Source organism: Neorhizobium galegae (genome assembly GCF_017877055.1).
Taxonomy (GTDB): domain Bacteria; phylum Pseudomonadota; class Alphaproteobacteria; order Rhizobiales; family Rhizobiaceae; genus Neorhizobium; species Neorhizobium galegae_D.
Genome location: NZ_JAGIPG010000001.1, coordinates 748,415 through 774,152, shown reverse-complemented (window position 1 = coordinate 774,152; position 25,738 = coordinate 748,415). Strand labels below are relative to the sequence as shown.

The window sequence follows — 25,738 nt, the reverse complement described above, 5'->3', positions numbered from 1 at the left end:
GCCCAAACCGAGGCGCAATATGCCTCAGGTCCGCCTGGCCTACGGCGATAACTTGAGTTGACTACGCAAGTTTTTTGGGCTTTTCAAGGGGACCGGCCGCAGATATCTTGAGCCGAAAGTGAAACTTTAAGTGAGGGACTATCCATGTACATCGCCATGAACCGATTCCGCGTCGTGCCGGGCTACGAAGAAGCATTCGAAGCCATCTGGCGTGGTCGCCAGGGCCGCCTCGCGGAGCTGCCCGGTTATGTGGAGTTCCATATGCTCAAGGGCCCCAAGGCCGAGGATCACACCCTCTACGCATCCCATACCGTGTGGGAAACCTTCGAGGACTTCCAGGCCTGGACGAAGTCGGAACAGTTTCGCGCGGCGCACGCGAATGCTGGCAACAACCGCGGCAAGGTGGAATATCTCTCCGGGCCCCATTTCGAAGGTTTCGAAGTGATCATCCACGAAGACAAGAACGGCGTGCGCGCCGACGCTGCCGCCTGAGGTCCCGGATGAACGCCGTTTCCGAAATCAAGCCGGACCGTCGCGAACGGGCACTCGCCGCCCTGGCGGAGAAGCCCGACGGCGTCGTCGAGGCGATCGCCGCCAATGCCGACGTGACGCCGGCGGAAATCCTTGAAATCCTGCCGAAGGGCGCGGCGGTCATCGCCGACAAGGAGAAGTTCGCGGATATCTGGGCCGAGATGAGTACCTGGGGCGAAGTCCTGTTCATCGTCCATACCGACGACATCGTGCTGGAGGCCGAAGGCAGCCTGCCGATGGGTTCGGAAGGCCATGGCTGGTTCAACATCCATGGCGACAGCCCGATCGGCGGTCACATCAAGAAGGAGAACTGCGCCTCGGTGACCTTCGTCGATCGCGCCTTCCACGGCCGCCGTTCCTGCTCGGTCTGGTTCATGAACGCCAAGGGTTCGGCGATGTTCAAAGTCTTCGTCAAGCGGGATGCCGCACGCGAACTGATCCCAGAACAGCTGCAGAAGTTCGAGGCCCTGCGCGACAGCTACGTCGCCTGAGCATCGGCGGTTCTGTGAGTTTTGGGTGATTCGGACGAAAAATAACCGTTCGAATCACTTCTGGTGGAACCTTTCGCTTTCCCCTGCATTGCAGCGTCATGGCAGGGCTCGCGGAGTGGGTTGGCAGCATCTGTTTGTTTCAGCCAAATGCCGCCCTCGAAGGTGATTGTCATTGAATGAGGCGCCGCCGCGCCCAAAGGCGGACCGGTCGCTTTCCCTTCTCAAAGGAAGAGCGATCCTTAGCGGCGCGGCGCGCTTCGTCGGTTTTTCAGGTCTCGTTGGGCCAAAACTGTCTAGAGCGCCGGAACCCATTTCCAGAAGACGCCCTCCATCCGCTCCGGATAATATTTGAATTCGCACTCGAAGCGGCGGCCATAGGCCTCTGCCGCCTTCAAGGCCATCTCGCTCACCGGTTTCATACCCGTTCCGGGCGCAAACCAATCTTCCATCAGGTCATCGGGAATATAGACGCCGATCCTCAGCGGTAGGGCGGTCAGCGTTGCATCGAGTTCTTCAGGCGGCATGGTTTTTCCTCCTCCACGAAAAGACGAGCGTTCCGCAGAACGTCCGTCTCTCCGCGAAGTTCCGGTCTCGGACCGGCAGCCCGATGGCGTCTTGGCAAATCGGCATCCCGTCAGTGGTGCGCGACGTGATCCGGCTTGCCCTTCCGCTTCGTCGAGGCGAACTCTTCAAGCTGCTTTTCGCTCATGGATTTTTCCATGCCCTTCGAAGCGCCCTTGAGCTCGCCCTTCTTGATCTCACCGCGTTTTGCGGCAAGTGCGGCACCGGCCGCCTTCTGCTGTGCTTTGGATTTCGCTGGCATATCTGCCTCCTCGAGTTTGCGCACCAAATCCAACAACCTGCCGCGGCTTTGGTTCCCGCATACGAGACCGGGGAACCTGTCGTGTCCCCAGGGGTTGAGAGACGAGCCCGGATGAATGTCTGGAACGGCTCTCGCCACAGCAGAAAGGGACCATCGCCATGGATGCCAAACGCACGCCCACCGACAGCGGCAAGACAAGTGACGCGCTTCAGGATCAGTTGAATGACGAGCAATTGGACACGACCAATCCGGAAGCGCTGAAGGAAGCCGCAAGACTCGGCAACAAGGATGCCTATCTCGTCGAGACCGATCTCGAAGACCGGGAAGAGCGCGAAGACGGCGACCAGCCGGACGGCCGTCCGAGCCCGATGGCGAATGCCGACAACCCCGAAGATTGAAGCGCCACGACAATCGCAAAACAACTCGAAGCGGAACCTCCGGGCCTGCCCGGGTGTTCCTCTGCGCGAAGCTCAAGATTCGGAGATCGCCGATGAATGCCGAGGCCAATGCCGCGCAGACCCTGCCGAGGGAGAAGGCCACCCATCCGGTCGACACCATGCCGGGGATGGAAGTGAAGGCCGCGCCGACGCTTGCCGACGCGGATTCGGAGGCCTTTGTCGCCGAGGCGGTCGAGGATCTCGCCAACTGCCATATCCCGTTCCTGCTGGCCGGCACGTTCGCCATCAGCGCCTATACGGGAATCACCCGCCAGACGAAGGATCTCGACATCTTCTGCAAGGCCGGCGACTACGCCCGCATCCTCGCCCACTTTAAGGACAAGGGTTATCATATCGAGGTGGAGGACGACCGCTGGCTCGGCAAGGTGAAGAAGGGCCGGCATTTCTTCGACGTCATCTTCGCCGCGTCGAACGGCACCATGCCGATCAGTGACGCCTGGTTCGAAAACGCCCGCCAGATCGAGATGAACGGCCACAAGGTGCGCATCATCGCGCCGACCGAACTCATCTGGTCGAAATGTTTCGTGCAGCTCCGCCATCGCTACGACGGGGGCGATATCGTCCATATGATCCTGCGCGCCCACGACCAGATCGACTGGGAGCGGCTGCTGAACCATATGGAAGTGCACTGGGAAGTGCTGCTGATCCACCTCCTGAACTTCCGCTGGATCTACCCGACCGAGCGCGACAAGGTGCCGGACTGGCTGCTGGACGAGTTGCTCGACCGCCTGAAGGCACAGCGCGAACTGCCGCTGCCGCAGATGAAGATCTGCCGCGGCCGCATGTTCAGCCGGGTGGATTTCGAGATCGACGTCAAGGAATGGGGTTTTGCCGACGTGGGTGGCGAAGGCGACCTTCGCGACGGCGTCGAAGAGGAAATGGCCCAGGGAGGCTTGGCGTGAGCAAAACGACCGACACGAGAAACGACACCGCCAAAAGCGAAACCGGCAAAGCCGAGGCGAAGAAGGGCAATGGCAAGCTCAGGATCGCCGCCATGGGCGACCTGCATGTCAAGGAACACGGCACGGTGTCCTACAAGGAGCTGTTCACCGAGATTTCCCAGGCTGCCGACATCCTCGTCCTGACCGGCGATCTCACCGATCTCGGCAAGGTCAAGGAAGCGGAAATCCTGGCTTCCGACCTGCGCGCCTGCTCCATTCCGATAGTCGGCGTACTCGGCAATCACGATTACGAATGCGGCTGCGTCGAAGAAGTCACCCATATCCTCAAGGAGGCCGGCATCCACCTGTTGGAGGGCCAGGCGGTCGAGATCAACGGCGTCGGCTTCGCCGGCGCCAAGGGCTTCGCCGGCGGCTTCGGGCGGCACATGCTCGGCTCCTTCGGCGAGCCGGCGATCAAGGCGATGGTCACCGAAAGCGTTGAGGAGACCATGCGGCTGGAGAATGCGCTGCGCCAGGTGCGATCGGAACGGGCCATGGTCGTGCTCCACTATGCGCCGATCCGCGAGACGGTGGCGGGTGAGCCGGAGGAGATCTATCCGTTCCTCGGCTCATCGCGGCTGGCGGAGACCATCGACCGGTTCCCGGTAAAGGCCGTGGTGCACGGACACGCCCATCGCGGCACTTACGAAGGCAGGACGCCGGGTGGTGCGCCGGTCTACAACGTCGCCTCGCATATCGAGAAGCCGACGGGGAAACCCTATGCGCTGCTGGAACTCTAGGACGTTTCGCGAGCAGCCTTTGCAGCTTGGACGCGCGACGGGGCCTACTCGTTCATCTAGGCTCCAGGAGCGCAGGATCGCGCCGGCATTTTGACAAGGGTAGCTGACGGGTGGAGAAAATCTGCTTGATGCTTCCGTCCTTGTCGCTCGAAACGTTCATGCAGAAGCAGGGGTAGCCATGACTGTAGTTGATGGTCACATGCTCGCCCTCGGCCATGTCCTTGATCTTGTCCATTCCTTTCGCTTCGTAGCCGCCCTGGAGCATGATCAGCCATTCGTTCTGGGCGTCGATCAGCGTCCAGTTGCGGGGCGTCGGATTGATCAGCCAGCCGCAACGCGTTTCGGCAAGCGCCGCTGCCGGCACAAGCATGCAGGAGAAACATATCGCAAGCAGTTTCTTCATCATCGGCTCCCGTTCTCACACGAATACCTCTCAGTGATCCGGGTGTCCACGGCGACCTGATGCCGATCCGCTTAGATATGCAGCGCATGCCCCAGCGCCTTCAGCGCCGACTCCGCAAATGCCTCGGACTGCGTTGGATGCGCATGGATCGTCCCCGCAATATCCTCCAGCCGCGCCCCCATCTCGATCGCCAGCGCGAACGCCGCCGAGAGTTCGGAAATCCCCGCCCCCACGCCCTGGATGCCGAGTACCAGGTGATTGTCGGCACGCGCCACGACCCGCACGAAACCCTCCTCCGCCGACAGCGTCATCGCCCGTCCATTGGCGGAAAACGGGAACTGGCCGATCTTGATCTCGCGGCTCGCCGCCCTCGCCTCGTCCGGGGACATGCCCACCGAGATGATTTCCGGGTCGGTGAAGCAGACGGCGGGAATGGCGCGCTTGTCCCAGGAACGGCGCTTGCCGGAGACGATCTCCGCCACCATCTCGCCCTGCGCCATCGCCCGGTGCGCCAGCATCGGTTCGCCGGTCACGTCGCCGACCGCATAGATGCCGCGCATCGAGGTGCGGCATTGCTCATCGATCCGAAGGAACCGGCCGTCCATGTCGAGTTCCAGCTCCTCCCGGCCCCAGCCTTCGGTGACCGGCTTGCGCCCGACCGTGACGAGGATCTTGTCGGCGGCGATGCGCTTTTCCTCGCCGGAACCGGTCTCCGCCAGCAGAGCCTCGCCATTCGAGGACAGGCCCTTCACCTTGGTGCCGAGCAGGACCTCGACACCCAAGGCCGCAAGCCGCCTGCCGACCGGCTGGGTAAGCTGCGTATCGTAGAGCGGCAGGATGCGATCGAGCGCCTCGACGATCGTCACCTTCGATCCGAGCTTGGCAAAGGCGAGCCCGAGTTCGAGACCGATATAACCGGCACCGACCACCGCGAGCTTCTGCGGCGCTTCGGTTAGGGACAGCGCGCCGGTGGAGGAAATCACCTTGGCCCCGGAAGCTCCAAACGGCAGCACCGGCAGCTCGACCGGCGCCGAACCCGTGGCGATGACGATGTTTTCGGCGCGGATGACCTGTTCGCCGGTTTCCGTCTCCACCGCGACCGTCTTGCCGTCCCGGAATTTCGCCCGGCCGACGACGATCTTGACGCCGGCCTTCTTCAGGAGACCAGCGACACCGAGTGTCAGCCGGCCGGTAATGCCGTCCTTCCAGGCCATGGTTTTTGCAAGGTCGATGGCCGGATTGTCGGCCTTGATGCCCATGGCATTTCTGCCGGCCGCCATCGCGACGGTCTTCGCAAAATCGTCGGCCGCATGGATGATCGCCTTGGAGGGAATGCAGCCGATATTGAGGCAGGTGCCGCCCGGCTTCGCCATTTCGACGATGACGGTGTCGACCCCCAGCTGGCCGGCCCGGATGGCGCAGACATAGCCTCCCGGACCGGCCCCGATGACGAGGAGCTTGCAGGTGATCTCTTTCATTGTTCTTCTCTCACCTCACTCCTCGACGAAGATAAGCGCCGGCGTTTCCATCAGCGCCTTCAGGCGCTGCACGAATGTCGCGGCATCCCAGCCGTCGATCACCCGGTGATCGAAGCTGGAGGACAGGTTCATCATCTTGCGCGGCACGAATTGCACGCCGTCCCAATGGGGCCGGACGGCGAGCTTGTTGACGCCGATGATCGCCACTTCCGGATGGTTGATGACCGGCGTCGAGACGATGCCACCCATCGCGCCGAGCGAGCTGATGGTGATCGTCGATCCCGACAGTTCCTCGCGCAGTGCCGTGCCGTTCTTGGCGGCGTCGCTGAGGCGCGCCACTTCCCGGGCGCAGTCGAAGATATCGCGCGCCTCGGCATGCTTCACCACGGGCACGACGAGCCCGGAAGGCGTCTGCGCCGCGATGCCGATATGCACGCCGCCATATTGGCGGATGACGCCGGCCTCGTCGTCATAGAGCGCGTTGATGCCCGGCTGCTCGCCGATCGCTTTCACCATCGCCCGCATCAGGAAGGGCAGGATGGTGAGTTTTGGCCGGCCGGGTTTCTGGGTGCCGTTCATCCGGGTCCGCAGCTCTTCGAGCGCGGTCATGTCGATCTCCTCCACATAGGTGATGTGGGGGATGCGGGATTTCGACAGCGCCATCTTCTCGGCGATTCGGCGACGCAGGCCGACGACCTTGACCTCCTGCACCGCCTTGTTCGGCTGCAGCCCGGCGGTAACAGCCCCGCCGCTGCCCTGGCTGTTCAGGAACGCATCCAGATCCTCGTGGGTGATGCGGCCCGCCGGCCCCGTGCCCGGGACCTGCCGAAGGTCGATCCCCGCTTCCTTCGCCCGAAGACGAACGGCCGGCGGTGCCAGCGGTTTTTCACCTTCCGCGCGGGGTACTCCAACGGGATGGGACAGCGGTTTGGCGACGGGCGGCGATGCGGCGATCTCAGCTTTTGGTTTAAGAGGTTCAACCTTTTTCTCAGATGTCTGTTCGAGAGCTGCAACGGGCGGAATAGCCGGCTTGACCCGTGGCTCCTCCCTGCTATCGCCGCCCTCGATCTCTTCTTCATCGCCAGCGCCCTCGCCCGCGATCCTGATCTTGAGGATGACGGTGCCGGTGGCGATGATATCGCCGATCTCGCCGTGCCGGAACGTCACCTCGCCGTCCACAGGCGACGGGATTTCGACGGTCGCCTTGCCGGTCATCACCGCGGCGAGCACCATGTCCTCGCGCACCAGGTCGCCGACATTGACGTGCCATTCCACCAGTTCCGCTTCCGCGACACCTTCGCCGACATCCGGCAGCTTGATGAGCTTTTCCGCCATGTCTCAGGTCTCCATCATGTCGCGCAGCGCCCGGCCGACACGGGCCGGACCCGGAAAATAGTCCCATTCCTGCGCATGCGGATAAGGCGTGTCCCAGCCGGCAACCCGGATGACCGGCGCTTCGAGATGGTAGAAGCAGTGCTCCTGCACCAGCGCCGCCAGTTCCGCCCCGAAACCGGAAGTGAGCGTCGCCTCGTGCACCACCAGGCAGCGCCCGGTCTTTTTCACCGAGGTGACGATGGTATCGAGGTCGAGCGGCATCAGGGTGCGCAGGTCGATTACCTCCGCGTCGATGCCGGTCTCCTCGGCCGTCGCCTCGGCCACATGCACCATCGTGCCATAGGCGAGCACGGTCACCGCCGAACCCGGCCGCCGCACCACCGCCTTGCCGAGCGGCACAACATAGTGCTCTGCCGGCACCTCGCCGAGCGGATGGCCGGCCCAGGACGTCACCGGCCGATCATGATGGCCGTCGAACGGGCCGTTATAGAGCCGCTTCGGTTCGAGAAAGATCACAGGGTCGGGGTTCTCGATCGAGGCGATCAGCAGCCCCTTCGCGTCATAGGGATTGGAGGGCACCACGACCTGCAGGCCGCAGACATGGGTGAACAGTGCTTCCGGGCTCTGGCTGTGCGTCTGGCCGCCAAAGATGCCGCCGCCGGTCGGCATCCGCACGGTGATCCCGCAGGTGAAATCGCCGTTGGAGCGATAGCGCAGCCGCGCCGCTTCCTGGGTGAGCTGGTCATAGGCCGGATACATGTAATCGGCGAACTGGATCTCGACGCAGGGCTTCAGCCCATAGGCCGCCATGCCGATCGCGGCGCCGACAATGCCGGATTCATTGATTGGCGCATCGAAACAGCGCGTCTTGCCGTATTTCTGCTGTAGCCCCTGGGTGCCGCGGAAGACGCCGCCGAAATAACCGACATCCTCGCCGAACACGACCACATCGTCGTCACGCTCCATGGAGACGTCCATGGCACTGCGGATCGCCTCGATCATCGTCATGCGCGGCATGGGCGGGCCTCCGATCTAGCAATGCTGGAGCAAGCCGCCCCCTCACCCGGCCTCCGCTTCGCTCGGCCACCCTCTCCCCGCTGAGGAGAGGAGGATCGGAGACCTCGCGGCATATCCTCTTCTCCCCAGCGGGGAGAAGGTGCCGGCAGGCGGATGAGGGGGAGCAGCGATCGAAGACTTAACTCTCTCATCCTCACACCCCCGCCTGCTGCCGCTGCCGCTTCAGATGCGGCGGCATCTCCGCATAAACGCCTTCGAACATGTCCCGCATCGACGGCCTTCCGCCGGAATGGAGCGTGCCGTGGCGCTCCGCCTCCTTCTGGGCGGCGACGACCGTGTCGCGGATTTCGGCCTCCATCTGCTTGTGGCGCTCCTCGCTCCAGGTGCCGATGCGGATCAGGTGGTTCTTCAGCCGGATGACCGGATCGCCGAGCGGCCAGGCTTCGGACTCTTCCTTCGGACGATAGGCCGACGGATCGTCCGAGGTGGAATGCGCCCCGACGCGGTAGGTGACGTATTCGACCAGCGTCGGGCCGATATTGCGCCGCGCCCGCTCGGCCGCCCATTTGGCGACCGCATGCACGGCCAGATAGTCGTTGCCGTCGACGCGCAGCGACGGCAGGCCATAACCGAGGCCGCGAGCGGCAAACGTGCCCGAGCCGCCGCGGGCCACACCCTGGAAGGTCGAGATGGCCCACTGGTTGTTGACGACGTTGAGGACAACGGGCGCCCGATAGGTGGAGGCAAAGACCAGCGCCGAATGAAAGTCCGACTCCGCCGTCGATCCGTCCCCGATCCAGGCAGCGGCGATCTTCGTGTCGTTCTTGATTGCCGATGCCATGGCCCAGCCGACGGCCTGCACATATTGCGTGGCCAGATTGCCCGAGATCGTGAAGAAGCCGTAGTCCTTGGCCGAATACATGATCGGCAGCTGGCGCCCCTTCAGGGGGTCGGCATCGTTGGAATAGATCTGGTTCATCATCTCGACCATCGGATAGCCGCCGGCGATCAGCAGGCCGGCCTGGCGGTAGGTCGGAAAGTTCATGTCGCCGGGGAGAAGCGCCTTGCGGAAGGCGCAGGAGACCGCCTCCTCGCCGAGATGCTGCATGTAGAAGGAGGTCTTGCCCTGCCGCTGCGCCATCAGCATGCGGCTGTCGAAGACCCGCAGCAGCATCATGTGCTTGAGGCCCTCCATCAATTCCTCGGGCGTCAGCGACCCGGCCCAGGGACCGACCGCCTCGCCCTCGCGGTCGAGCACGCGGATGATCGAATAGGCGAAGTCGCGGATCTCCTTCGGATCGACATCCACCTCCGGCCGCCGAACCGAGCCGGCCTTCGGGATCGGCACATTGGAGAAATCCGGCTTGCCGCCCGGCCGCACTTCCGGCTCGGGCACATGCAGGCTTAGTCTCTGTCCATCCGTCATTCGTTCCTCCTCCCAAAGAAGCGATCAAAATCCATCGTTCAACGCGGCGCCATCCTGAGCGCTCCGTCGAGGCGGATCACTTCGCCGTTCAGCATCGGGTTTTCGATAATCTCGCGCACCAGCCGTGCGAATTCCGTCGGCCGCCCGAGCCGCGGCGGAAACGGCACCGATTTCCCAAGCGAGGCGCGCACCTCGTCGGAAAATCCGGCCATCATCGGCGTCTCGAATATGCCGGGCGCGATCGTCATCATGCGGATGCCGTCGCGGGCAAGCTCGCGGGCGATCGGCAGCGTCATGCCGGCCACCGCCGCCTTCGAGGCGGCATAGGCCGCCTGCCCGATCTGCCCGTCATAGGCGGCGACCGAGGCGGTGGCGACCAGCACGCCGCGCTCGCCCTCCTCGTTCGGTTCGGTCCTCGCAATCGCCTGCGCCGCCAGCCGGATCACGTTGAACGTGCCGATCGTGTTGATCTCCAGCGCCCGGGCAAAACTTTCGAGCGCGTGGACGCCCTGTTTGCCGAGCACCTTTTCCGACGCAGCGATGCCGGCACAACAGACGGCGCCGCGGATCGGCCCGTTGGCAGCCTCGGCCCTGGCGACGGCATTCTCGACCGCTTCTCCGCTGCGGACATCGATCTTCACGAAGATCGTGCCCTTGCCGAGTTCCTCGGCTGTCGCCTGCCCGCCGGCCTCATCGAGGTCGAGCAAAGCCACGCAAGCGCCGGCTTCGACAAGCATTTTAGCTGTCGCGAGACCAAGGCCGGAAGCCGCACCGGTCACCAGAAAGTTTCCGCCGTCTATGCGCATCCCGATCCTCCTCAGTTCGCCAGGCCGCGGGCGATGATGATCTTCTGGATGTCGGACGTGCCCTCGTAGATCTGGCAGACACGGACATCGCGATAGATGCGCTCGACCGGGAAATCGGAAATATAGCCGTAGCCGCCGAGCGTCTGGATCGCCGCGGAACAGACCTTTTCCGCCATTTCGGAGGCGAACAGTTTTGCCATGCAGGCCTCATCCAGACAGGGCTCGCCGCGATCCTTCAGCCGTGCCGCATGCAGGACCAGTTGGCGCGCCGCCTCGATCTGCGTCTTCGCATCCGCCAGCCGGAAGGCGACAGCCTGGTGGTCGAGAAGCAGCTTTCCAAAAGTCTTGCGCTCCTTGGCATAGGTGAGCGCCACGTCGAAGGCGGCCTGCGCCATGCCGACGCATTGGGCTGCGATGCCGATCCGGCCAGCCTCCAATCCCGACAGGGCGACCTTCAAACCGGCGCCTTCGGCACCGATCCGCTGGCTTTCGGGAATGCGCAGGTTGTCGAACATCAGCGCCGCAGTGTCCGAAGCCTTCTGGCCGAGCTTGTCCTCGACCTTGGAGATCGAAAATCCAGGCACATCCGTCGCTGTGACGAAGGCGGAGATGCCGCGCTTGCCGGCGCTCGGATCGGTGACCGCGAAGATGATCACCGTGCCGGCGATCTTGCCGGAGGTGATGAACATCTTCGAACCGTTGATGACATAGTCGTTGCCATCTCTTGTGGCACGGGTACGGATGGCGGCGGCATCCGAGCCGGTATCGGCCTCGGTCAGCGCAAAGGCGCCGATATGGCGGCCTTCGGCAAGCGGCCTGAGGAACCGTTCCTTCTGGTCGTCGGAAGCGTGCATGTCGAGGAGGGAGCAGACCGGAGAATTGTGGACGCTGACCAGCGTCGAGACCGCGCCGTCGCCCGCAGCGATCTCCATCAGCGCGCTGGCATAGGCGACATAGGAACAGCCGACGCCGCCCCATTCCTCCGCCGTCCGCATGCCGAGAAACCCGAGCTCGCCGAGCTGTTTCAGCACGTCCGGCTCGATCGCGTGCGACTTGTCACGCGCCGCCGCACCGGGTTTCAGGACCTCCCGGGAAAACTCCGCGGCAGTCGAGCGGATAAGCTCTTCCTCCTCAGTCAGCATGCACTGATCTCCTCCCCGAAACCGCTTGCATGAGTGCTAAATTAGGCCTGAACCGGTCCGCCGACCACTCCCTGGAACTTGTTATTTGTTGCTCCCCCGCGTAATTTTATTGCGCCAGCGCCCCACAATGGAACCCGAAGCGACTTCGCCCGTTTGCCGGTCTCTCTCAACCAGGGGCTGGCCAGCATGTCGGAATTGAATACCGTCACCGAGTTTCGTGCGTTTCCAAAGACTTGGGGTGCCGAATATGTCGCTGCCGGCGAGGTACGGTTCCGACTCTGGGCACCGGGCCAGGAGACCGTGACGCTGCGGCTGAACGGCGACGATACCGAGATGAGCCGCAGCAATGACGGCTGGTTTGAGCTCCTCGCCACCGGCATCGCTCCCGGCGCCGAATATGCCTATGTGCTCGCCGACGGCATGGTCGTCCCCGATCCCGCCTCGCGCGGCCAGAAGGACCGCATCGACGGTCCCTCGCTGGTAATCGATCCGACCAGCTACACTTGGCAGCACCCCGAATGGCAGGGCCGGCCGTGGGAGGAAACGGTCGTCTACGAAATCCATATCGGCACCTTTACCGAGGAAGGCACGTTCCGCGCCGCGATCGAAAAGTTGCCCTATCTCGCAGACCTCGGCGTCACCATGATCGAGGTCATGCCGGTCGCCCATTTCGGCGGAAACCGTGGCTGGGGTTATGACGGCGTGCTCCTCTATGCGCCGCATGCCGCCTACGGCCCGCCGGAGGATTTCAAGGCCTTCATCGATGCCGCCCACGGTCATGGGCTGACGGTGGTGCTCGACATCGTGCTCAACCATTTCGGCCCGGAAGGAAACTATCTGCCGCTGCTGGCGCCGACCTTCTTCCACAAGGAGAAGATGACGCCCTGGGGCGCTGCAATCGCCTATGACGTCGAGCCGGTGCGGCGTTACATCACCGAATGCGCGCTCTACTGGCTGGAGGAATTCCACCTCGACGGGCTGCGTTTCGACGCCATCGACCAGATCGAGGATTCATCCGAAAAACATGTACTGGTCGAGATCGCCGAGCGCATCCGCGCCGAAATCCCGGAGCGCGCCATCCATCTGACGACGGAAGACGCCCGCAACGTCACTTTCCTGCATCCACGCGACGAGGATGGCAAGGCACCGCTCTTCACCGCCGAATGGAACGACGACCTCCACAACGCCGTCCATGTCTTCGCGACCGGCGAGACGCATGCCTATTACAAGGATTTCGCCAGGGAACCGGAAAAGCTGGTGGCGCGGGTGCTCGCCGAAGGTTTTGCCTATCAGGGCGAAGTCTCGCCGCAGACCGGGGAAAAACGCGGCGTTTCGAGCCTGGATCAGCCACCGGTCGCCTTCGTGGATTTCATCCAGAACCACGACCAGGTGGGCAACCGTGCGCAAGGCGAAAGGCTGATCGAATTGGCAGGCGCTGACAGGGTCAAGCCACTGCTCGCCATGCTTCTCCTCTCGCCGCATATCCCGCTCCTCTTCATGGGCGAGGAATATGGTGAGACCAACCCCTTCCTGTTCTTCACCGATTTCCATGGCGATCTCGCGAAAGCCGTGCGCGATGGCCGCCGCAAGGAATTCGAGGGCCATGCGGGCCACGAAGGCGAGACGGTTCCCGATCCGAACGCCAGAAAGACCTTCGATGTCTCCCGGCTCGACTGGAAGAAGCTGGATTCGGCGGACGGCAAGGACTGGCTGGAATTGACGAGGACGCTCCTGAAGCTGCGGCAGGAGATCGTTGTTCCCCTGCTCGGCTCCGCGAGCGGTCGCTCCGGCAAGGTGCTGAGGACGGACAAGGGGTTCCTTGCCGTATCGTGGACTTTTCCAAAAGGCACGATCTCGATGGCGATCAATATCGGCGAGAAGGCGCAGGCGCTGCCGGACCTGCCCGGCAAGGTGATCTTCGCATGGCCCGAACAGGCGAAGGACCTGCCGGCGAACTCGGTCCTCGTCCGCGCCGGAACCGCGGGAGACGCCGCATGATGATTCCGACCGCCACCTATCGCATCCAGTTCCGCAACGGCATGACCTTCGACCGGGCCGCTGCCCTTGTGCCCTATCTGAAGCGGCTCGGGATCAGCCATCTCTACGCCTCGCCGATCTTTACCGCCACGACCGGCTCCACCCACGGCTACGACGTGACCGATGCCAACGAGATCGAGCCTGCGATCGGCGGACGCGACGGGTTCGAGCGGATGGTGAAGGCATTGAAGTCCGAGGGCCTTGGCCTGATCATCGACATCGTCCCGAACCACATGGCGGCATCGCTCGAAAATCCCTGGTGGCGCGATGTCGTCGAAAACGGCGAGAAGAGCAGATATGCCCGCCATTTCGATATCGACTGGAGCAGATCCCTGACCCTGCCCTTCCTCGGCGATACCTTCGAGAAGGTACTGGAAGCCGGGGGGATTTCCGTCAAGGCCGATCCGAAGACCGGCAAGCCGGCCCTCGCCTACTACGACACGCTCTATCCGCTGGCACCGGCGAGTTACGCAGGCCATCAGGAAGAGGTGCTGAAGGTCGCCGATCGCGCGGCGATTGCCAAACTGCACGACCAGCAGCCCTATCGGCTGATGTCCTGGCGGGATGCGCCCCGCGAACTCTCCTACCGCCGTTTCTTCGAGATCACCGGGCTTGCCGGCATGCGGGTGGAGGACGGCACCGTGTTCGACGATACCCACCGGCTGATCCTCGAACTCGTCCATAGCGGCAAGGTGGACGGCCTGCGCGTCGATCATGTCGATGGCCTTGCCGACCCGAAAGCCTATCTCGAACGCCTGCGGCACGAGGCCGGGACGGATTGCTACATCACCGTCGAAAAGATTCTTGGCGAGAGCGAGCAGATCCCGACGGACTGGCCGATCTCCGGCACCACCGGTTACGAATTTATCGCAGCCGTCAGCGATGCCCTTGTTGACGGCCGCAAGCTGGACGAACTGCGCAGCGCCTATGAAAAGATTACCGGCCAACCGGTCGACATGGAAGCTGAATTGCGCGCCGCAAAGTTGCTGATGGCCGACAACAATTTCGCTGGTGAGGTCTCGACGCTGCTCGATCTGGCCATGCAGATCCAGCCGGTGGAGGACCGCGAGTCCGCGCTGTCGGAAGCGTCCGTTAAGGGAGCGCTGCGCGAACTGCTGGTCGCCTTCCCGGTCTACCGCACCTATGGCACGCGGGAGGGCATTCCGCCCGAGGGCCGGGAGATGCTGGCAAAGGTTCTCGACAAGGTGCGCAACGGCCCGAACCCGCCGGAGGATGCGGCGCTCGCCTTCCTCGAACGCATCCTGGTCGGCGATGTCGAACAGGCGGCGGCCGGCAAGGCGTCGATCTTCCGCACCCGGTTCCAGCAGCTTACCGGCCCGCTGATGGCGAAATCGGTGGAGGACACGCTGTTCTTTCGGCAGCACATGGCGCTCGCGCTGAACGAGGTCGGAGCCGAGCCCCTGCCCCGCCGCTTTTCGCTCGACCGTTTCCACGCGGAAATGCAGACGCGGCTGGAAAGGCAGCCCGACGCGCTGTCGGGTACTTCGACCCACGACACCAAGCGCGGCGAGGATGCCCGCGCGCGGCTTTATGTGATCACCGAGGTGCCTGGACTCTGGGCGGACGCTGTGGATCGCTGGCGCAGAATCAACAGCCAAGCCATTCAGGTGCTCGATGACGGCCCTGCGCCGGAACCGGCGGTCGAATGGATGCTCTACCAGGCGCTCGCCGGTGCATGGCCGAACGATCTCCACCCGGAAGATGCGGAGGGCCTCGAGGCGCTCGAGACGCGCTTCCTCGGCTATGTCGAAAAGGCGTTGCGCGAGGCAAAGCTGCGCACCAACTGGAGCGATGGCAACGGGACCTACGAGAAGGCGGTTCGCGACTACGCCAGCGCACTCCTCTCCCCCGGCAACCAGGCCTTCCTGGCGGACTTCACAGATACCCTGAAACCCTTCATCGGCGCCGGCCTGGTGAACGGCATCACCCAGACGATCATCAAGCTGACGGCGCCGGGCGTACCCGATATCTACCAGGGAAGCGAGAGCCTCGACCTGAGCCTGGTCGACCCTGACAACCGCCGCGAACCGGATTTCGGCATGCTGCAGCAACGGCTGATGGAGAAGGAAAAGCTCGCCTCCACCGCCGAGGAGGAATGGCAGAGCGGCCGGCTGAAACAGCATGTCATCGCTAACCTGCTGCGCGTTCGCCAGGAGGCGCCTACGCTGTTTCGCCGGGGAGAATATCTGCCTCTCAGGGCATCGGGCAAGCGCGCCGACAACGTCATCGCCTTCGCCCGCGCCGACATGGACGACGCCTTCATCGTCGTCGCCCCGCGTCTCGTGTTCAGCGCGCTCCACGCAGGCCTTGCGCCGTCCCGGTCCGAGCGCTGGGCGGAAACGGAGATAGCCCTGCCCGAACGGCTGGGACATCGCCGCTACCGCGATGTCTGCACCGGCAAGGCCACCGACCCCAAGGATCGCATCGCCGTCAACTCGGTGTTCGGCGACCACCCCTTCGCGCTCCTGCTGGCCGAATAGCGGCCGCCCTGTCGAAATGAACCACGCAAAGACAAGGCGCCGATCCTTGGGAGACGGCGCCTTGTCGATATCCTCCGGCTTTGCGTCTCACCGATCAGCCTATGCCGATGAAGGACAGGACGGCGAGAACGATGACGACGGCTCCAACGAGCCATACGATGCTGTTCATGACTGTCTCCTCTTCAGTTCGATTCAGATGAAAGCAATGCTTCCGATTGGATTCATTCGAGAAATTAGGCAAATCCGACGAGATTCAGAACGGCGATGACGATGACGACCGCGCCGACCAACCAAACGATGCTGTTCATGACGTTCTCCTATTGATGTCGTGAAATTGAACGGCGACAGGCGTAAAAGGTTCCGGTGAAACACGTCCGGAACAAAGGTGTGCGGCGTGGGTTGAACAGGCGTCAAGCGGAGCTTTGCTCCGCCAATCGGGTGGGGCAATATGGCTGGCAAGGCTTTCCAGAACGGCACGACAGGACAAACAAAACTGCCGCGGGTCGTCATCGTCGGCGCCGGTTTCGGCGGGCTTGCGACGGCCGGCGCGCTCGGCAACAGCGCCATCGACGTCACCGTCATCGACCGGCGCAACCACAATCTCTTCCAGCCGCTCCTTTATCAGGTCGCGACCGCCGCACTGTCTCCCGCCGATATTTCCGAGCCGATCCGCCGGACGCTCGGGCGCTTCAGGAACATCAACGTCATGCTGGCCGAAGTCACCGGCGTCGATCCGATCGCCAGGACCGTGGCGCTCGACAACGGCACGTCGGTCCCATACGACCGCCTCGTCATCGCCACCGGCTCGGACTACAATTATTTCGGCCATGACGACTGGCGCGCCTGGGCGCCTGGCCTGAAGACCATTCACGAGGCCCGGCTGATCCGCCAGCGCCTGCTGCTCGCCTTCGAGAAGGCCGAGCTTTCCCACGATCCGGAAGAAAAGAAGGCGCTGCTCACCAGCATCATCATCGGCGGCGGTCCGACCGGTGTCGAAATGGCCGGCGCGATCGCCGAACTCGGCCATTTCATGATCGCCCGCGACTTCCGCAAACTGGAGCCGGATCACATGCGGGTCATCCTCATCGAGGCCGGCCCGAAAATCCTCGCCGCCTTTCCCGACAACCTCACCCAATACGCCATGAAGGCGCTCGAAAAAGCGGGCGTCGAGGTGATGACCAATCTCTCCGTCGAATCGGTCACCAAGGACGAAGTGGTCGCCGGCTCGCAGCGTTTCCGCACCAGCTGCGTCATCTGGGGTGCGGGCGTCAAAGCGGCGCCCTCGGCCAAATGGCTGGGCATCGAAGGAAAGGCAGGCGGCCGCATTCCGGTCGAGCCGGACCTCTCCATCACCGGCTTTCCGGATATTTTTGCGATAGGAGATACGGCGCTGGGCCTCGCCGAAGACGGCAAGCCGCTGCCGGCCCTCGCCCAGGTCGCCAAGCAGCAGGGCCAATATCTCGGCAAGGCGCTGCGGGCGAAACTGCTCGACGGCAAGCCGGCCGAGCCGTTCCGCTTCCAGAATCGCGGCAATACGGCCGTCATCGGCCGCGATGCGGCAATCTTCGACTTCGGCAAGTGGACGCTGAAGGGCCGCCTCGCCTGGTTCCTCTGGGCGCTCGTCCATGTCTACCTGCTCGTCAATTTCGAAAAGCGCCTGCTCGTCAGCGTGCAATGGATCTGGCGTTACCTGACCCAGCAGCGCGGCGCCCGACTGATCGACGAAAATGCCGCCACTTCCGTTCCGTCTTCCACGCAAAGGACCGAGACATGAACACCGCCAATCCGCAGCTCGAAGGCCTCTATCTCGCGGTTGCCGCGATCAACCGGCTCCTGGTCGAAAAAGGCGTCCTCTCCCATGAAGAGATCCAGGGTGCCCTGCAGGCCGCAGAACGCACCGTGCTCGCCGACGACAAGCCGCTGGCCGTCTCGACCTCCCACCAGAAGGCGATCGCGTTCCCGATCCGGCTCCTGCTTCTGGCCAATGAGGCGAGCGAACAGGGCACCAAATTCTGTTTCGAGGATCTGGCGCGCGAAGTCGGCCGCCGCACCTGAAAAAGGCGCATTCGGCAAAGCATGAGCGGAACCGAGATCAGCACGACAACTCGTTCGGGAGCTGAAATCCGGCTGCCAGTCAGCCGCTGTTCTGGCCGCCATCGTGCGATGACGCGCCCTTGTCGACCTTGCCAGGCCCGGCCTTGTAAAAATACTGGCTCGCCACCAGCCAGCCCTTCAGGGGCCGCATCGGGGCAAGACACGTAAGGAGCAGGAAAGGAAGCGAAATCAGCAGATGCACCCAGAATGGCGGCTGGAAACTGGTCTCGATCCACACGGCAAGCGCTATGCTCGGAATGCAGCCGAAACACATGACAAAGAACGCGGGACCATCTCCCGGGTCGGCAAAGGAATAATCGAGGCCGCAGACCTCGCAATTCGGCCGCATCGACAGGAAACCGTTGAACAGATGTCCCTGGCCGCAACGCGGGCAACGGCCGCGCGGGCCGGTGCTGGTGGGAGGAAGAGGCGCCCAGTTTGCGTCATGGGACATGAGATCTGCCTTTCGTGACAGGAGACAAGATTTGTTTTCGGATACTTATCCGCAAACCTCTATAACAAGCCGTTCCCTGACAGGCGGTAATTCGTTTTTAAGGCTCGGCACGAAACTTCTGTCATCGATCTATGGCAGGCAGCTCCGAAACAATAGTCTGTCACCGATCGAATCGGCGCCCTTCACCTTAGACGGAATTTCATGGCTTCAGTATTTTCAGGCCTCGGCATCGCCCATCAGGGTCGTTTCACCCGGCTGAAGTGGCATCGCCTGCGCCGCAGCCTCAAGGACCCGCTGTTTTCCGCCGGCGTCATGGCAGAGGGTTTTCGTCTTGGCGCATCGACCGAACTCGACCTGCGCGTCCGCGCCGATGGCGGCTTCGTCGTCCTGCACGACGAAGAGCTCGAAGGTGAAACCACCGGCCACGGCCTCATCCGTGAGGCTTTGCCCGAAGCGATCCGCGGCCTGACGCTTTTGCAGGGCGGCCATCCGCCGATCCTCAGCGAGGATCTCGCGACAATGCTTCGAACAGCTCATCCGGACGCCCTGCTGCAGTTCGACATGAAGGATGAGCTTGCGACGATCGGCGCACGCGGCATGGACCATCTTGCCGATTACTTCGCCGCCGCCGGCTCCTCGATCATTGTCAGTGGCGCCGATCTCGATCTTGTCGTCGCCGTCAAGCAGAGGCTGCCGGATCTTAAGCGCGGCATCGACCCGACCGGCAAGCTCGTGGAGATCTATCGCGGCCAGGGCCTCAAGGCCGTCGAAACGGATCTGCGCAACGATATGGCCGGCCCGACCGAGCCGGACACGATCTATCTTGCCTGGCAACTGGTGCTGCGGGCCGCCGAAGACGGGCTCGACCTGATCGGCCTCTGCCACGATGCGGGGAAGCTCGTCGATGCCTGGACCTTCAATCTCAAGAACCCGGACGCCGGTTTCGACGAGGCCGAAGCCCACAGCTTCTCCGCCCTGATGGCATTGAAGCCGGATCAGATCACCACCGACGAACCGGTCGCCACCGAACGGGCCTGGGCACGGATCGGCGGCTGAAGCCTATCAGTCGTCGATCCCGAACGGATCGCGATAGACCCGCCGGCTGACCAGTTTGAGGCTGCGGTCCGGCTGGATGATGTAGTTTTCCTCGACCCGCTGGCCGAGTTCGTTTCGGAACTCGTGCGGAACGACGCTACCGATCGGCGACTTGGTGAGCTTGGTACGCGGCTGGCCTCGATAGGTGATGCTGCCGGGGATCGGCCGGATACCCGGCCCGATATCGATGGCTCCGGTGGTCCCGCCGCCGTCCGTGCTGCAGCCGGCAAGCGCGATTGCGAGACCGGCGATTGCGATGATGTTTCTCATGGGTTGATCCTTCCCGATGTCCCGCCGACGCGGTGGACTCATTGAACTTCGCGGATATGCGGGAAGTTCCATGTCATAAGCCGAGGCGATAAATCCTCTACCCATCGCCAAAATATCCGATACATCTGTGACCCGCCAGTAACGGAATGAGGAGAATGATTGCCGTGACGAAATCCTTTGGAGCGATGTCGATCGCCGAGCTTTCCGCGCTCATCCAGATGGGCAAGGTCGACCCCGTCGAGGTCACGGAATCGGTGCTGTCCGGCATCAGGGCCTATCCGGACAAGGCCGTGTTCGTCTCGCTGCTCGAAGACCGGGCCCTGGCGGAAGCGCAAGGCTCCTCGAAGCGCGCGAAGGAAGGCCGCTCGCTCGGCCTGCTCGATGGCATCCCGATTGCCTGGAAGGACCTCTTCGACATCGAGGGACTGCCGACCACCGCCGGATCGAAAGTGCTGAAGAAGGCCGCGCCCGCGACGAAGGACGCCGCCATCGTCGACCTGCTGAAACAGGCCGGCATGGTCGCGATCGGTCGCACCAACATGAGCGAATTCGCCTTTTCCGGCATCGGCATCAATCCGCATTACGGCACGCCGAACAATCCGCATGGCAAGGATGCGCCGCGCATTCCCGGCGGCTCCTCCTCCGGTTCCGGCGTCGCGGTGGCGGCGGGCCTCGTGCCGGTCGCGATGGGCACCGACACGGGCGGCTCGATCCGCATCCCGGCCGGTTTCAACGGCATCGTCGGTTACAAGGCGACCCGCGGCCGCTATGCGATGAACGGCGTCTATCCCCTGGCGACGAGCCTCGACTCGCTCGGCCCCCTCTGCCGCACGGTGCAGGACGCGGTCTGGGTGGATGCCGCCATGCGCGGGCTTGCAGTGCCGCAGACGGCCCGCCAGCCGGCACAGCCCCTCGATATCATCATCCCGACCAACATCGTCTTCGACGGCGCCGAGCCGGGAGTGGTGGCAGCCTTCGAAGCGGCGATCGAGCGGCTTGCGAAAGCCGGAGCCAAGATCACCCGCCTCGCCTTCCCGACCTTCGACGAACTTCCGAAGCTGATGGTGAAATACGGTCCGATGGTGACCGCAGAAGCCTTCGCCCTGCATCGGGAGAAACTGGCGGGACCGGATGCCGAGGAGATGGACCACCGGGTCGTGGCGCGCACGCGCCTCGGCGAAAAGACCAGTCTGTCCGACTATATCGCCATCGTCGAAAACCGCGCCCGGATGATCGCCGAAACAGAGGCCCTGATCGGCGACCGCTTCGTCGCCATGCCATCGGTCGCCCATGTGGCGCCACCGATCGCACCGCTCGAAAAGGATGACGAGCTGTTTTTCGCCACCAACGGCAAGACGCTGCGCAATACCGGCTTCGGCAACTTCCTCGACTGGTGCGGAGTGTCCATTCCCTGCGGCACCGGCGACGCCGGCATGCCGGTCGGCTTCCTCCTGTCGGCCAATGCCAATTGCGACGAAACACTGCTGCAGGCCGCGATGGCGCATGAGGAGATCATCCGGGGGTAGCAAGGGCGCAGCCGGATCGTCTCCAGCAGACATCGGCGTGTCGGCAAAGCCCGCAAATTACGCGCGGCCCCGCCGCATGGAAGAGTTGCCTCCCTGGGCAGCGAACTAAGGAACCGTTTCCCCGTAACCGGGATCGCGGCAGTTGCCTTTTGCTTGTTCCAATATCCTCGGGAGCCTAGCCTCTCCCTGGATCTTGAGGAAAGCGGCTTACCATGCAACTCGACTTGAACGGCAAGACGGCACTGATCACAGGCGGCTCCAAAGGCATTGGTCTTGCCTGTGCCCGATCCCTGTTGAGTGAAGGAGCGCGCGTTGTCATCTGTTCGCGCTCCCAGGCGAATATTGACGCCGCTCTGGCAAATTTGCCGGGCGTTTTCGGCTTTGCCGCCGACCTCACATCGGAAAACGAGGCCCTGACGCTGATCGACAAGATCGAAGACGAAGTGGGAGCGCTGGATATTCTCGTCAACAGCGCAGGCGCCGCGCGGCGCACGCCGCCCCAGGATTTGAGCCCGGCGCACTGGCGCGCTGCGATGGACGCCAAATATTTCTCCTACATCAACGTCATCGACCCCGTGGTCAAGCGGATGGCGGCCCGCCGGGCGGGCGTGATCGTCAACGTCATCGGCGGCGGGGGAAAGGTAGCCTCCCCCATCCACCTTCCCGGCGGGGCCGCCAATGCGGCGCTGATGCTGGCGACCGTCGGCCTTGCAAACGCCTATGCCGCCAGCGGGCTGCGGATCATCGGCATCAATCCGGGAAACACTGAAACGGAACGGGTGACCGAGGGCCTTCGGGCGGAGGCGGCGCTCCATGGCATCAGCGAACAGGCGGCGCTCGAAAAGCTGGTCCAGCGCATCCCCCTCGGCCGCATGGCGACACCCGACGAGATCGCCAACGTCGTCACCTTCCTGAGTTCGTCGAAGGCGAGCTATGTCACCGGTGTCGTGATCGGCATGGATGGCGCCCTCAATCCGATCGTCGTGTGATGGAACCTCCCGGATCTCGACCGGCGCCTCGTGCGGTCGATGCCGGAGGCCTTCCATACGTTTCCTCGTTTCACCTTTCACAAGTGCAGGCCGACAACATGAGCAGCAATTCCGAATTCCTCTGGTACATTCCGAACGACGTCAAAGCCGGCCATCGCGGCGATTCCGCCGCCGAGAACCACAACAGTCTCGATACGCTGACCAGCCATGCCAAGGCGCTGGAAGATCACGGCTGGAAAGGCGCGCTCGTCGGCACCGGCTGGGGCCGGCCGGATACGTTCACCGTCGCGACCGCGCTCGCCGCCCGCACAACCACCTTCGAGCCGCTGATCGCGGTCCGCCCGGGTTATTGGCGCCCGGCGAATTTCGCCTCTGCCGCGGCGACGCTCGACCACCTGAGTGGCGGCCGGGTGCGGGTCAACATCGTCTCGGGCCAGGATAATCTCGCCGCCTACGGGGACAGCGAGGGCGACCAGGCGCATCGTTATGCGCGGACCAAGGAATTCATGCGGCTGGTCCGCCGGCTGTGGACCGAGGAGAACGTCACCTATGGGGGCGAGCATTTCCAGGTCGCCGGCTCCACGATCGAGCCTCGCCTCCAACCCCGCGGCGATCGCAAGCACCCGAAACTCTATTTCGGCGGCGCGTCGGAAGCCGCCGAACGGGTGGCCGCAACGGAAGCCGATATCCAGCTCTTCTGGGGCGAACCCCTCGACGGCGTGCGGGAGAGGATCGAGCGGCTGAAGGCGCTCAGCAGGCAGCTCGACCGTGACCTTCCTCCGTTGGAATTCGGGCTTCGGATCACCACTCTCGTCCGCGACACGACCGAGCAGGCCTGGGCCGATGCCGAGGCGAAGGTCGCCGAGATGGCCAGGGGCAAGGCCGGCAACTGGAACGACCACGGAAAGCCGGTCGCCGTCGGCCAGCGCCGGCTTCTCGAACTGCACGAGCGCGGCGACGTTCTCGATGACAACCTCTACACCGCGCCCGGAAAATTCGGCGGCGGTGGTGCCGGCACCACCTGGCTCGTCGGTTCAGCGGAAGACGTCGCCCGTTCCCTGCGCAAATACCGGGACCTCGGCATCACCCATTTCGTGCTCTCCGACACACCTTATCTCGCCGAGATCAAGCGTCAGGGCGATCAGCTTCTGCCACTCTTGCGCCGTTGAAGCGCACCGACGGTTTACCGCAGGGCCGGCCGGCCTACGCCCCCGCCGCATGGCTCACCAGACAGATCTGCAGCTGGCGGACACCATCCCGAGAATCTCACTCCCGGAAGCAGCGGCCATCGTCACGCCTCCAGGCGCTTGCCCGTCTCTTTATCGAAGATATGAACGTGCTCGATATCGATCCCGATCGACAACGCTTCGCCAGGCATTTTCATGATGCGCTCGCGGAAAACGCCAGTCACCTCATGCCCGCCCAGCCGCATCACCACCTGCGTTTCTGAGCCGGTCGGTTCGACTGTGACGATCTCGGCGTTCAGGCCGTTCGGATCGAGATGGAGATGCTCCGGCCGGACACCGAGCTGAATGGACCGATTGCCGAACGATGCGAGGTTGGCGGCCGCAATAGCCGTCCCGCCGGCCAGCACGAAACTGCCGTTTTCAAGCCTGCCGGAAAGGATGTTCATGCTCGGCGAACCGATGAAGCCGGCGACGAACAGGTTCGCCGGCCGGTCGTAGAGATCGAGCGGCGAACCGACCTGCTCGATGACACCGCCGTTCATGACGACGATGCGGTCGGCCATGGTCATCGCCTCGATCTGGTCATGGGTGACGTAGACGGTCGTCGTCTTCAGGCGATGATGGTTCTGCTTGATCTCGGAGCGCATCTGCACGCGCAGCTTGGCGTCGAGGTTGGAAAGCGGCTCGTCGAACAGAAAAACCTTCGGCTTGCGCACCATCGCCCGCCCCATCGCGACGCGCTGACGCTGGCCGCCGGAGAGATGGCGCGGATAGCGTTTCAGATAGGGTTCGAGTCCCAATATTCGCGCGGCGTCGGCCACACGTGCGGAAATCTCCTGTTTCGGCGCGCCGGCAAGCCGCAGCGAAAAGCCCATATTCGCCTCCACGGTCATGTGCGGATAAAGCGCATAGGACTGGAACACCATGGCGATGTCGCGCTCCTTGGGAGCCAGCGTATTCACCACCTTGCCGTCGATGGCGATCTCGCCGCCGCTGATGGCTTCGAGCCCCGCGATCATCCGCAACAGCGTGGACTTGCCGCAGCCGGACGGCCCGACGAGCACCACGAACTCGCCATTGGCGATATCGACCGAAACGCCGTGCAGGACTTCCAGCGCGCCATAACTCTTGCGCACTTGTCTGATGGTCACCGAACCCAAGGGCAAACTCCATTCATGATTTCAGTCATCCCAGTCGGGGGATTTTTCGGGATTGATGCGGCGATAACCGCGATCTAGCCTGCGGATTTCCGCCATCTCGGCCTCGTCCAACGAGACGTTAAGGGCCGCGAAATTGGCGCGAAGATTGGCCTCGCTGCCGGAGGCCGGAATGACGATATGCCCCTCGCCGATCAGGAAGGCGAGCGCGACGGCCGCGACCGTCACTCCATGCTTCTCGGCGACCCGTTTGAGAACCGGATCGCTGGCGATCTCGCCCTTGGCGAGCGGCTGATAGGCAGTAAGCGGCAGGCCGATCTGGCGCCCATAGGCGACGAGCTTCGGTGACTGCAGATAGGGGTGGATTTCCACCTGATTGGTGGCGAGCGCTTCATTGCCGATCAACGCGCGTGCCTTTTTGAGAAGCGCGATCGGATAGTTCGAGACCCCGACCAGGCGCGCATAACCCTTGTGCTGCGCCTCGACGAGCGCCGTCATATAGTCTTCGAAAGGCACCGCATCCCTGCGCGAAGGCCAGTGAATCAGCAGCAGATCGACCTGATCGACGCCGATCGTATCGAGGCTCTGGCGCACCGACGGCATGAACTGCGCCCGGTCCAGGCGCGTGTCCGCCACCTTGGTGGTGACGAAGAAATCACCGCGCGGCACGCCGGAGCGGCGCACCGCCTCGCCGACCGGCTGTTCGGTACCGTAGCTCTGGGCGGTATCGAGATGGCGGTAGCCGATTTCGATCGCCTTCAGGAGTGCCGAGACCCCTTCGCTGCCGGTCCTGCCATAGGTGCCTAGGCCCAATCTGGGAATGGTTTTGTCGGTCAT

The 25,738-nt window shown here is 63.3% G+C and carries 26 protein-coding genes; 13 read left to right on the top strand and 13 right to left on the bottom strand.

Annotated features, from left to right (window positions below):
• The first annotated feature begins 144 nt into the window (after positions 1-144).
• Together J2857_RS03460 and hutX are read left to right on the top strand one after the other, a co-directional pair.
• Positions 145-492 carry an antibiotic biosynthesis monooxygenase family protein gene (locus J2857_RS03460; RefSeq protein WP_037076909.1) on the top strand — a complete coding sequence of 116 codons (348 nt, stop codon included), beginning with the start codon at positions 145-147 and terminating at the stop codon, positions 490-492.
• Between the two features lie 8 nt (positions 493-500).
• The gene (gene hutX, locus J2857_RS03455) at positions 501-1,022 is read left to right on the top strand and encodes a heme utilization cystosolic carrier protein HutX (protein WP_210008592.1); all 522 of its coding nucleotides are present in this window, start codon (positions 501-503) and stop codon (positions 1,020-1,022) included.
• Between the two features lie 293 nt (positions 1,023-1,315).
• Here hutX and J2857_RS03450 read toward each other — a convergent pair whose 3' ends face one another.
• Entirely contained in the window at positions 1,316-1,546 is a 231-nt protein-coding gene (locus J2857_RS03450) for a hypothetical protein (RefSeq protein ID WP_210008590.1), read from the bottom strand.
• 110 nt (positions 1,547-1,656) lie between these two features.
• A complete protein-coding gene (locus tag J2857_RS03445; RefSeq protein WP_210008588.1) occupies positions 1,657-1,845 on the bottom strand; it encodes a DUF3008 family protein in 189 nt (62 codons plus the stop codon).
• Positions 1,846-2,003: 158 nt separating this feature from the next.
• Between J2857_RS03445 and J2857_RS03440 the strand changes: the two genes are divergently transcribed.
• The 3 genes from J2857_RS03440 to J2857_RS03430 all read left to right on the top strand — a co-directional run bounded on the left by J2857_RS03440 (position 2,004) and on the right by J2857_RS03430 (position 3,984).
• The gene (locus tag J2857_RS03440; protein ID WP_210008586.1) at positions 2,004-2,243 is read left to right on the top strand and encodes a hypothetical protein; all 240 of its coding nucleotides are present in this window, start codon (positions 2,004-2,006) and stop codon (positions 2,241-2,243) included.
• A gap of 167 nt (positions 2,244-2,410) precedes the next feature.
• Positions 2,411-3,205, top strand: coding sequence for a nucleotidyltransferase family protein (locus J2857_RS03435; protein ID WP_037087934.1), 795 nt, complete (start codon positions 2,411-2,413; stop codon positions 3,203-3,205).
• A gap of 83 nt (positions 3,206-3,288) precedes the next feature.
• Positions 3,289-3,984 (top strand): metallophosphoesterase family protein, encoded by a 696-nt coding sequence (locus J2857_RS03430; protein ID WP_348635671.1) that lies wholly within the window; start codon positions 3,289-3,291, stop codon positions 3,982-3,984.
• A 52-nt stretch (positions 3,985-4,036) separates the two neighbouring features.
• Here the strand turns inward: J2857_RS03430 and J2857_RS03425 are convergent, their stop codons facing one another.
• The 7 genes from J2857_RS03425 to J2857_RS03395 all read right to left on the bottom strand — a co-directional run bounded on the left by J2857_RS03425 (position 4,037) and on the right by J2857_RS03395 (position 11,591).
• Positions 4,037-4,390 carry a DUF4087 domain-containing protein gene (locus J2857_RS03425; RefSeq protein ID WP_432420136.1) on the bottom strand — a complete coding sequence of 118 codons (354 nt, stop codon included), beginning with the start codon at positions 4,388-4,390 and terminating at the stop codon, positions 4,037-4,039.
• A gap of 68 nt (positions 4,391-4,458) precedes the next feature.
• Entirely contained in the window at positions 4,459-5,865 is a 1,407-nt protein-coding gene (gene lpdA, locus J2857_RS03420; RefSeq protein ID WP_210008585.1) for a dihydrolipoyl dehydrogenase, read from the bottom strand.
• A gap of 15 nt (positions 5,866-5,880) precedes the next feature.
• Positions 5,881-7,200, bottom strand: coding sequence for a dihydrolipoamide acetyltransferase family protein (locus J2857_RS03415; protein WP_210008583.1), 1,320 nt, complete (start codon positions 7,198-7,200; stop codon positions 5,881-5,883).
• A 3-nt stretch (positions 7,201-7,203) separates the two neighbouring features.
• Positions 7,204-8,217 carry an alpha-ketoacid dehydrogenase subunit beta gene (locus J2857_RS03410; protein WP_210008581.1) on the bottom strand — a complete coding sequence of 338 codons (1,014 nt, stop codon included), beginning with the start codon at positions 8,215-8,217 and terminating at the stop codon, positions 7,204-7,206.
• A 193-nt stretch (positions 8,218-8,410) separates the two neighbouring features.
• On the bottom strand, positions 8,411-9,643 hold the full coding sequence (locus tag J2857_RS03405) for a 3-methyl-2-oxobutanoate dehydrogenase (2-methylpropanoyl-transferring) subunit alpha (protein WP_210008579.1): 1,233 nt from the start codon (positions 9,641-9,643) through the stop codon (positions 8,411-8,413).
• A 38-nt stretch (positions 9,644-9,681) separates the two neighbouring features.
• Positions 9,682-10,449, bottom strand: coding sequence for an SDR family NAD(P)-dependent oxidoreductase (locus tag J2857_RS03400; protein ID WP_210008577.1), 768 nt, complete (start codon positions 10,447-10,449; stop codon positions 9,682-9,684).
• Between the two features lie 11 nt (positions 10,450-10,460).
• Positions 10,461-11,591 carry an acyl-CoA dehydrogenase family protein gene (locus J2857_RS03395; protein WP_210008575.1) on the bottom strand — a complete coding sequence of 377 codons (1,131 nt, stop codon included), beginning with the start codon at positions 11,589-11,591 and terminating at the stop codon, positions 10,461-10,463.
• Positions 11,592-11,777: 186 nt separating this feature from the next.
• Here J2857_RS03395 and treZ point away from each other — a divergent pair, with 186 nt between their 5' ends.
• From treZ to J2857_RS03375, 4 genes are all read left to right on the top strand, one after another.
• A complete protein-coding gene (gene treZ / locus J2857_RS03390) occupies positions 11,778-13,589 on the top strand; it encodes a malto-oligosyltrehalose trehalohydrolase (protein ID WP_245363001.1) in 1,812 nt (603 codons plus the stop codon).
• A complete protein-coding gene (gene treY, locus J2857_RS03385; protein WP_210008573.1) occupies positions 13,586-16,129 on the top strand; it encodes a malto-oligosyltrehalose synthase in 2,544 nt (847 codons plus the stop codon). Before treZ ends, treY begins: the two co-directional genes overlap by 4 nt.
• A gap of 448 nt (positions 16,130-16,577) precedes the next feature.
• The gene (locus J2857_RS03380) at positions 16,578-17,903 is read left to right on the top strand and encodes an NAD(P)/FAD-dependent oxidoreductase (RefSeq protein ID WP_210008570.1); all 1,326 of its coding nucleotides are present in this window, start codon (positions 16,578-16,580) and stop codon (positions 17,901-17,903) included.
• A complete protein-coding gene (locus J2857_RS03375) occupies positions 17,900-18,184 on the top strand; it encodes a hypothetical protein (RefSeq protein ID WP_046610083.1) in 285 nt (94 codons plus the stop codon). Before J2857_RS03380 ends, J2857_RS03375 begins: the two co-directional genes overlap by 4 nt.
• A 79-nt stretch (positions 18,185-18,263) precedes the next feature.
• Here J2857_RS03375 and J2857_RS03370 read toward each other — a convergent pair whose 3' ends face one another.
• Complete coding sequence (locus tag J2857_RS03370; RefSeq protein WP_210008569.1) at positions 18,264-18,677, bottom strand: DUF983 domain-containing protein; 414 nt, start codon at positions 18,675-18,677, stop codon at positions 18,264-18,266.
• A gap of 201 nt (positions 18,678-18,878) precedes the next feature.
• On the opposite strand from J2857_RS03370, the gene J2857_RS03365 reads away from it, so the two are divergent.
• On the top strand, positions 18,879-19,733 hold the full coding sequence (locus J2857_RS03365) for a glycerophosphodiester phosphodiesterase (RefSeq protein WP_210008567.1): 855 nt from the start codon (positions 18,879-18,881) through the stop codon (positions 19,731-19,733).
• Between the two features lie 6 nt (positions 19,734-19,739).
• Here J2857_RS03365 and J2857_RS03360 read toward each other — a convergent pair whose 3' ends face one another.
• Positions 19,740-20,042 (bottom strand): hypothetical protein, encoded by a 303-nt coding sequence (locus J2857_RS03360; RefSeq protein ID WP_210008565.1) that lies wholly within the window; start codon positions 20,040-20,042, stop codon positions 19,740-19,742.
• A 164-nt stretch (positions 20,043-20,206) separates the two neighbouring features.
• On the opposite strand from J2857_RS03360, the gene J2857_RS03355 reads away from it, so the two are divergent.
• From J2857_RS03355 to J2857_RS03345, 3 genes are all read left to right on the top strand, one after another.
• Positions 20,207-21,568 carry an amidase gene (locus J2857_RS03355; protein ID WP_210008563.1) on the top strand — a complete coding sequence of 454 codons (1,362 nt, stop codon included), beginning with the start codon at positions 20,207-20,209 and terminating at the stop codon, positions 21,566-21,568.
• A 212-nt stretch (positions 21,569-21,780) separates the two neighbouring features.
• Positions 21,781-22,557: an SDR family NAD(P)-dependent oxidoreductase gene (locus J2857_RS03350; RefSeq protein ID WP_210008562.1), complete on the top strand. Its 777-nt coding sequence runs from the start codon at positions 21,781-21,783 to the stop codon at positions 22,555-22,557.
• A gap of 98 nt (positions 22,558-22,655) precedes the next feature.
• Entirely contained in the window at positions 22,656-23,726 is a 1,071-nt protein-coding gene (locus J2857_RS03345; protein ID WP_210008560.1) for an LLM class flavin-dependent oxidoreductase, read from the top strand.
• A 122-nt stretch (positions 23,727-23,848) separates the two neighbouring features.
• Here the strand turns inward: J2857_RS03345 and J2857_RS03340 are convergent, their stop codons facing one another.
• The gene (locus tag J2857_RS03340; RefSeq protein WP_210008558.1) at positions 23,849-24,904 is read right to left on the bottom strand and encodes an ABC transporter ATP-binding protein; all 1,056 of its coding nucleotides are present in this window, start codon (positions 24,902-24,904) and stop codon (positions 23,849-23,851) included.
• 21 nt (positions 24,905-24,925) lie between these two features.
• Positions 24,926-25,738, bottom strand: coding sequence for an aldo/keto reductase (locus J2857_RS03335; protein WP_245362999.1), 813 nt, complete (start codon positions 25,736-25,738; stop codon positions 24,926-24,928).